This window comes from Aeromicrobium sp. PE09-221, from assembly GCF_002174305.1.
In the GTDB taxonomy this organism is placed as follows: domain Bacteria; phylum Actinomycetota; class Actinomycetes; order Propionibacteriales; family Nocardioidaceae; genus Aeromicrobium.
In genome coordinates, this window is record NZ_MIJB01000092.1 from 1 (window position 1) to 720 (window position 720).

At 42.6% G+C, this 720-nt stretch carries 1 protein-coding gene; it reads left to right on the forward strand.

The window, feature by feature from the left end; all coding sequences use genetic code 11:
- Nucleotides 1-719: DUF2989 domain-containing protein (locus BHE97_RS19480; protein ID WP_140400281.1), on the forward strand; the 719-nt coding region annotated here is incomplete at its 5' end.
- Nucleotide 720 lies beyond the last annotated feature (1 nt).

The following is a 720-nucleotide window of genomic DNA, read 5'->3' on the forward strand; positions in this document are numbered from 1 at the left end:
ATCCTGGATTGCGTTGTGAACAGCTGAACATGAATGATGGACAGTGCCGCGTAGCGCGTACCGACCTTATCTGGCATCGCTTTGAAGTTCAAAAACATCCAACCGAAATCAATAAGATCAAAGAGTTCGAATTAGTCACAGCCTATAAAAAGTGTCTTGAGCTAGCCGCGCAGATAGAAACGATCGATCAATCTAAGCTTCAAGAACGTCGTTTTACTTCTTTAATGCACAGCATCGAAGAATCTGAACGTATTGTCAGTGAACTGTCTCAATCAGACACGCCAGAAACACTCTACTTCTTGTGGTCACAAACCGGAGACACCAACGCTAGACGCAGTTTCTTACAACTGGAAGGGACGGAAGCGTTAAATACGGCAGAAATGCAGTATGCCCTAGCAACTTTCTACACAACTCGAGACCATGTTAAGACATTAAAACTGCTTAATAACGCATTAACCCTATCGAGTATCTCGAACGTCAATACTGAAATTTTTAAGTCGATGGCCAGTATTAACCACAGCTTAGGTAATATGGAAGAAGCGTATGTATGGGCAATGATCGCTAAAGACTTTAACGTGCCTATCGCCTCTGAATCCGAGCTTTCCGTGCTCTATCGTTTTGAAAAACCGAAATATAAGCAGTTAAATCAAGATGCAGACAAAATTGTTGAAGCGATAGAGGATGGCTCTTACACGCCTTCCATCGTACCTAGCTACTGAT